This is a genomic window from Cupriavidus sp. 8B (genome assembly GCF_054589115.1).
On the sequence record NZ_BAAILO010000416.1, the window covers coordinates 1 to 6,354 of the forward strand.

The window sequence follows — 6,354 nt, forward strand, 5'->3', positions numbered from 1 at the left end:
CTCTTCTCCCTTGCGGGGCACGCCCCCGCTTGCGGGGGATGCTTGCCTCGCGCAACTATTAAGGCATTCAAATGGCACACATCGTTGAACCCATCCTGGCTGTTGCTCCGATCGTTACGAACGGTAAGACCGTGCAGGAGGTGGCTGCAGCACTGGGCAAAACGCTCCGTGCCGCACAACTTGATCCCGAGTGGCTGTGCGCTGCGAACTATAGCGAGAATCGCAACGAGAAGGCCTACGGGCTGCTGCCCAGCGTGAACTGGCCGGACTGCGACAAAGGCCGCATTGCGGTCTCTGTCGTCCGTGGCCTGTCGGATAGCTGGGGCGTCCACGTCGACCTGATTCACTTCGCAGGCGGTGGTGATGCGCTCGAAGCTTGCGTGAGCAAGTTGCTGATCGCCAAGGTTACGCGCCGTGACCACGCCTGGGAAACGGCGAGGGTCTTGGCAGAAGCCTTGAACGTGGCCTGACGCACGTCAGCCGGCGGACCATCCATGGCATGCTGAACCCCTAGTAAGGGTTCGGTAGGCCATTTTGATCGCGTCTTCGACCCATCGAGCCACCGTCTGGCAAATCCAGACCCATCCATCGCATTCGCGGGACGCCTCCCGCGAAGTGGGAGCGCTCCGCATATCGGAGACCCCTATGCTTCATTCCACACTATCAGTGCCGCAGTCCGTTCCTGCGCGACGTCCCAAAGTCGCCCGCATCGATACGACCGGCCTCACCGTCGAGCAAGTCGAACTCCAGCTTTACACCATGCTGCGCGGCATGGAGCTGGAGCCCGAATGGATTACCGCCACCAATCGCTATCGCGACGACGAGCGCATCCACGGTTTGCGTGCGGACGCGCCGTGGCCGGAACTTGGCGCGCGCGATCGCATTGCTGTTTCCGTCTTCCGCGGATTGTCGGAGGGCTGGACCGTGAACGTCGATCAGATCCATCTCACTGAGGATGCCTCCGGCCCGCACTGGGCAGTACGGAAACTGCTCTGCGCGAAGGTATTCGGTCGTGACCTGGCGTTCTCGATCGCCCGGGTGATTTCGGAAGCCCTGGACCTAGTCTGAGGGGGTAGGGCGCCATCCGGGCGCCCGGCCCCCCATGCAAGAGCGCTTGCGGAAACGTCTTGACCGCTTCGGCAAACGCTTTTGATCGCGTCTCCGACGCATCGAACCCTGTCTGGCCTGTCCAGACCTTACCCATTGCGGGACACCATCCCGCTGGGGATGGCTGTCCCGTTTCACCAGAGACTGCCATGAAGATCCCCAAATCCTTTACCCAACCGCACGCCCCGGGCAATGCCACAGCCTGCGCCTCCCTCAAACGTGATGCCTCCCGTGTCATCCGCCGCCTGGCGAACGACCTCGGGTTGCGTCCGCGTGAATTCACCGTCCGCGAACGCCGTCAGCGCCGCCAGCAAGCCGATGTCTATGCCCTGCATACCGATACGCTGTACTTGCAGATTGCCCACGCGCCGCAGCAATCCGCTGCCCGCATGAGCTTTCGCACGTGCCGCGGCCGCGACGACTATACCGGTGGCCGCGACAATGCGGTTTGCCTACAGTCGATCGGCTCGCCCGAAGGCTATGCCTCGCTCGTTGCCACGCTGCGCGTGGTCGCGGGCCGGCGCGGTTGAGGGCACTGACCATGACACGCATTGCCAAGGTCATCCTCAAATCCACCAGCGGCGACGAGTACTCGTGCTCGGTACACTATGAGCCAGACGCCGACGTTGTCACACTACCGGTGCGCCTGGACAACCTCGTCGATGCCTCCATTGCGATGGGGGAGCGTCACGTCCTTTTGCTGCTGGAAGACGGCTATCAGTTTCCGCTGGTGCGCATGGAACCTGCGGTCTACAACGTGGATCGTTCCAAGGCGGCCAAACGGGGCTGGATGGACGAAGCCAGGATGGCCGTTGCGGCTCCGACCAAGGACCAACGGTTGCAGTATGGTCGCTTCGCTCATACGCTCTCCGCTGCCGCAATCCTTGGCCTGGCTGGCTACCTTACCAGCCGGCCGGGATGGAACCTGACCGCTGTCGCAAATGGCGCAAGCCTGTTCGGCATCGCCGTTGTATTATTCGCGGTAGGAGCAGTCCTCTCGAAAGGAGAAAAGTGATGTTTGGTCCTCCTCTTTTGGTTCTTGCGTTGCTGTTTTCTGCCTACTTGCTGTGGGCAGACCGTAACGGGCGTCGCGTCCATAAGGACTGAGCGCCAAGCCACTGTCTTATTTCGCCCGGCAATCCCGGGCCATCAAACTGACGCACCTCTCGAGAGGTGCGTTTTTTTTCGGTGCGCCCGGCAGGGCGCACTCACTTGAGGGTGCAAGTCCCTTACACACCCGGCAAGGGGAAGTGTTAGCCAGAGGCAAGGGTTCCCCGGGCGACTGGGGGTCTGAAGGAAGCCCGAGGCAAAGCGCTGGCCTGACGAACAGGAAGCGGATGAGGCGCTGTATCGGGGCGAGGTGGCCGAAATCGCCAAAGCCCAGTACTTGCACGGAACGATGCGGCGTAGATCCGACAGGCATAAGCGTGAAGGTGGGTGCGTCATACCCGGGGAGATCTGCACCGCTGCCATGGTGCTACTGACGTCGAGAGGCGTCGGGATGGCGGTGCAGAAGTCAGCAGAGGCCATAGTAGGTGTGCGGTTGGCACTGAAGGGCCGAACATGAACGAGCGCGATTAGGACGATGGACCTCGATGCGAACCGACGAAGCCCAAATGCACGAACGAGTGCAGCCCACAGCGGAGGAAGGCGGGCGGAACCTGCCTGGGGCCGATGGGGGTGCGGAGGCTGGCACGGCGGCTGTTGGGCAAACGAAAGCGCAGGCGCCATCGCTGATGGAGGCGGTGGTCGAGAAGGGCAACATGTGGCTGGCGTACCGGAAGGTGGTCAGCAACGGCGGTGCTGCCGGGGTGGATGCCCTGGCGGTGACGGCGTTGCGGGACTGGCTGAAGGTGCACTGGCCGAGCGTCAAGGCGGCGTTGTTGGCTGGCCAGTACATCCCGCAGGCGGTGCGCGCGGTGGACATTCCCAAGCCTGCGGGCGGGGTGAGGACACTGGGCATCCCGACGGTGGTGGACCGGCTGATCCAGCAGGCGCTGCTGCAAGTTCTCCAACCGATCTTTGAGCCGGGATTCTCCGAGTCGAGCTACGGCTTCAGGCCGGGGCGCAGCGCCCAGCAAGCGGTTCTGCAGGCACAGCGGTATGTGCGAGAAGGCCGGCGCTGGGTGGTGGACATCGACCTGGAGAAGTTCTTCGACCGGGTCAACCACGACATCCTGATGTCGCGGGTGGCCCGGCAAGTGAAGGACGCCCGGGTGCTCAAGCTAATCCGGCGGTATCTGGAAGCGGGGCTGATGCGTGGCGGGGTGGTCGAGGCGAGAAGGCAAGGCACGCCGCAAGGCGGGCCGCTGTCGCCGCTGCTGTCGAACATCCTGCTGACGGATTGGGACCGGGAGCTGGAGAGGCGGGGCCTCGCGTTCTGTCGTTACGCTGACGACTGCAATATCTATGTCAGAAGCCAAACGGCGGGGCGGCAATTGTTGGCTGGCATGACGGCGTTCCTCGCGGAGCGGCTGAAGCTGCGGGTCAACGAGGCCAAGAGTGCGTGTGCGCGGCCATGGGCGCGCAAGTTCCTGGGCTACAGCCTGACGGTCCATCGCCAGGCGCGGCTGCGCATCGCCCCGGAAAGCCTGAAAAGGCTGACTGAGCGGGTGCGGGAACTGGTGCGTCGGGGACGGGGCAGGAGCCTGGCCCACACGATAGCAGTGCTGAATCCGGTGCTGCGCGGGTGGATCGGATACTTCCAGTACACGGAAGCGAAAGGCGTGTTGGAGACGCTGGACGGGTGGGTGCGGCGGCGGTTGCGCTGCTTGCTATGGCGGCAGGCCAAGAGCCGCGCTACCCGCACTGTGATGCTGCGTCGGCAGGGCTTAACGGAGGATCGCGCGTGGCACTCGGCCCGCAATGGGCAGGGCCCATGGTGGAATGCTGGGGCTCGCCATATGAGCGCGGCCTTCCCGAAGGGCTACTTCGACGCCATGGGGCTGATCTCGCTACTGGATACCCAGCGGCGCTTGCAGTCTCGTTCGTGAACCGCCGTATGCGGAACCGCACGTACGGTGGTGTGAGAGGGCTGAGGGGGTGACCCCTCACCCTACTCGATTCTACCACGCGGGGCGCGTCCCTGCGGGGCGGCTCCACGACCTCCGGAGTTACCCCAACCATGATCGACCGCATCTACGGCGCTGGCCTGGCCAGCCACCCTCCCGGTGTTCGCCTTAACGTCCAGTTGTATTCGACCAACTATCGCGCCGCGCTCACCCTCAGGTGCGCGGATGACGGGATGCCGTATGGCTCGCTGACCACCAACCTGCCCGAAGTCGAGCTGGCCAGTGACGAGTTTGTCGTCTCTGCTGGCTGGAACCTGCCACGGGATTTGGCAGCCCGCTTCCTGGAAGCCGGCTTGTTCGCCGAGGCTCGCCACGTTCCCTACAGTGACGGCTTCGCTTCAGTCTGGCGGATCGTCTCGCAAGAATTGATCGATGCCATCACAACCGCGCGAACGGAGGCCACGGCACGGCCCCGCCGCCGAGTCGGCGCTTGAATCGACGCATCCCAGTTTTCCTCTCTCACCCACACGGGGCAACGCCCCCATGTGGGGCTTGCTTCGTGCTTAGGAGCAAGTCTGATGTACGTAATTACCTTTGACACGGGGCGGGTTGAATCGCGCACCACACTGGCCGGTGTGCTGGCCTTCTTCAACTGCAACGACGACCTGCGCCGACGCACACCGGTGGAGTCCGTGCGACTACGCCATGTCGCCCGCGGCGACATCCCCATCATCCGGCTGGCAAGGGGCAACTTTGCTGTCCGGCCCAAGGGTTCCATGCGCGAGATCCTCGACACCATCATCGGTGAAGTGGACCGGTTCATCCTTCGCCCGGACGGGAACGTGCTTAGGCCTTTCGAGGTCAGCCGCGACGCCTGGGAAGCAGCAGTGGCCGCTGGTCGTCTTGGCTATTTCCCGGAGGAGGCGCTGGCGCCGGAATGCCGCGACCAGGGCACGTTGTTCGCAGATCCTGATGCAGCATTCGTCGACCCCGCCTGCTATGTGGAGCAGCAATTTCGTGCTCGCTTCGGTTTCGGCACGAATGGGCCCGAGTACTCACCCGGCGCCGGCATCAATTCGCGCCACGAGGTCCATGTCGCATACGCACTGCAACGAGGCGAGAAAGTTCGCGGTTGCGTCCTCAATGCCTATCGAGACAGCCCGGACATTGGCAAGTACGATCTGCTTTGGCTCAAGGATCTAATTGCCGTGCCGGCCCTACGCGGGGCGCTGCCGACCGACAAGCTGCAGGCGCTTTGCGGGGTCATGCGGCATGACAACCTGGCGATCACTGCGCACAACGCCACCCGCCTGATTGCACTGGTTAAGCCGCTGCCGGCCGACCGCGCCCGAATCGCTGTGGATGACGCGCTGTTCGCGGCCGGGATCGTCCCTCCGCCTGCGTTGCCGACCATCGCCCCGCCTACAGGGGAGAACGCGGCGCCGGTCTCACCGCTTGCTGCACGCTTGCATTCCCTCATCGCCCAGCATCGCTATGCGGAGAGGACTGCGCGTGCGCAGGAGGAGCAGGCTAAAGGAGCGTTGACCCAGCGCATGCTTCAGCGTGAACTTCGCCTTGCCACGGTCGAGCGGGACACCACGAGCTATTCGTGGCCTAACCGCTTGGCGCTCGCGGTCATGGAGCGCAACGTGGCGCAGCTGCTTGAAGCGCTGGACAGCCCAAGCGATCAGAACGCACTGTCCAAGCGGGCCATCCGCGAGGAACTGGGCGTGGTGCTGACCGGCGTGCCGGCAGCTACGCGTCGACGGCGCATCTTTGAACTGTGCGGCTTCTCCGAGGCCGAACAGCGTCAATGGGATATCGAGGCAGCGGCCGCGCAGACTGCGCTTCGCCAAGCCCGCGATGTTGAGAGCGCCCGCGAGCAAGCGGAGGCTGCATGTTGGCGCTTGCCGGAAGGGCGGGTTCTGAACGGCCGCGAATACGTGGACATGTGCATTGATGAAGGCTTCCGCCAGATCAAGCACTATCCGCGCGGTAGCGCTCGAGTCTATTACATTGAAGATCCGCAGCGCCGCCTGGCGCGCAAGCTGCGAGCTAAGGATGGCACCCTAGCCTATGCACGAGCGCGGCTGGCCGAATACGAGCCAGCATTAGCGATAGCCGCGTGATTCGTTTTATTCTCCCCCGGCCGAGCGCCGGGGAAGTTTTCTCTCAAAAGCGATAGCAAATTCGTCGTCTATTGGCGTACTGCCTTCGCGTTATTGGCTGTAAGCTC

General features: G+C 63.4%; 7 protein-coding genes. All 7 read left to right on the forward strand.

Annotation, left to right across the window (positions count from 1 at the left end; translation table 11 throughout):
- Positions 1-71 precede the first annotated feature (71 nt).
- The 7 genes from ACYP5B_RS39760 (at position 72) to ACYP5B_RS39790 (ending at position 6,247) form a co-directional block, all read left to right on the forward strand.
- Positions 72-470 (forward strand): hypothetical protein, encoded by a 399-nt coding sequence (locus ACYP5B_RS39760; RefSeq protein WP_276286080.1) that lies wholly within the window; start codon positions 72-74, stop codon positions 468-470.
- 175 nt (positions 471-645) lie between these two features.
- Complete coding sequence (locus tag ACYP5B_RS39765) at positions 646-1,068, forward strand: hypothetical protein (protein WP_459573299.1); 423 nt, start codon at positions 646-648, stop codon at positions 1,066-1,068.
- Between the two features lie 188 nt (positions 1,069-1,256).
- Positions 1,257-1,637: a hypothetical protein gene (locus ACYP5B_RS39770; RefSeq protein ID WP_035859712.1), complete on the forward strand. Its 381-nt coding sequence runs from the start codon at positions 1,257-1,259 to the stop codon at positions 1,635-1,637.
- A gap of 11 nt (positions 1,638-1,648) precedes the next feature.
- Positions 1,649-2,122, forward strand: a complete 474-nt coding sequence (locus ACYP5B_RS39775) for a hypothetical protein (RefSeq protein WP_035859715.1) — start codon at positions 1,649-1,651, stop codon at positions 2,120-2,122.
- A 580-nt stretch (positions 2,123-2,702) separates the two neighbouring features.
- A complete protein-coding gene (gene ltrA / locus ACYP5B_RS39780) occupies positions 2,703-4,100 on the forward strand; it encodes a group II intron reverse transcriptase/maturase (protein ID WP_459573300.1) in 1,398 nt (465 codons plus the stop codon).
- Between the two features lie 131 nt (positions 4,101-4,231).
- Positions 4,232-4,612, forward strand: coding sequence for a hypothetical protein (locus ACYP5B_RS39785; protein WP_459573301.1), 381 nt, complete (start codon positions 4,232-4,234; stop codon positions 4,610-4,612).
- 84 nt (positions 4,613-4,696) lie between these two features.
- Complete coding sequence (locus tag ACYP5B_RS39790; RefSeq protein ID WP_459573302.1) at positions 4,697-6,247, forward strand: hypothetical protein; 1,551 nt, start codon at positions 4,697-4,699, stop codon at positions 6,245-6,247.
- Positions 6,248-6,354: the final 107 nt, after the last annotated feature.

What these genes read in the sequence shown, in the direction of transcription:
- ACYP5B_RS39760 (WP_276286080.1), top strand. Translation starts at nt 72, where the DNA reads ATGGCACACATCGTTGAACCCATCCTGGCTGTTGCTCCGATCGTTACG.
- ACYP5B_RS39765 (WP_459573299.1), top strand. Translation starts at nt 646, where the DNA reads ATGCTTCATTCCACACTATCAGTGCCGCAGTCCGTTCCTGCGCGACGT.
- ACYP5B_RS39770 (WP_035859712.1), top strand. Translation starts at nt 1,257, where the DNA reads ATGAAGATCCCCAAATCCTTTACCCAACCGCACGCCCCGGGCAATGCC.
- ACYP5B_RS39775 (WP_035859715.1), top strand. Translation starts at nt 1,649, where the DNA reads ATGACACGCATTGCCAAGGTCATCCTCAAATCCACCAGCGGCGACGAG.
- ltrA (WP_459573300.1), top strand. Translation starts at nt 2,703, where the DNA reads ATGCGAACCGACGAAGCCCAAATGCACGAACGAGTGCAGCCCACAGCG.
- ACYP5B_RS39785 (WP_459573301.1), top strand. Translation starts at nt 4,232, where the DNA reads ATGATCGACCGCATCTACGGCGCTGGCCTGGCCAGCCACCCTCCCGGT.
- ACYP5B_RS39790 (WP_459573302.1), top strand. Translation starts at nt 4,697, where the DNA reads ATGTACGTAATTACCTTTGACACGGGGCGGGTTGAATCGCGCACCACA.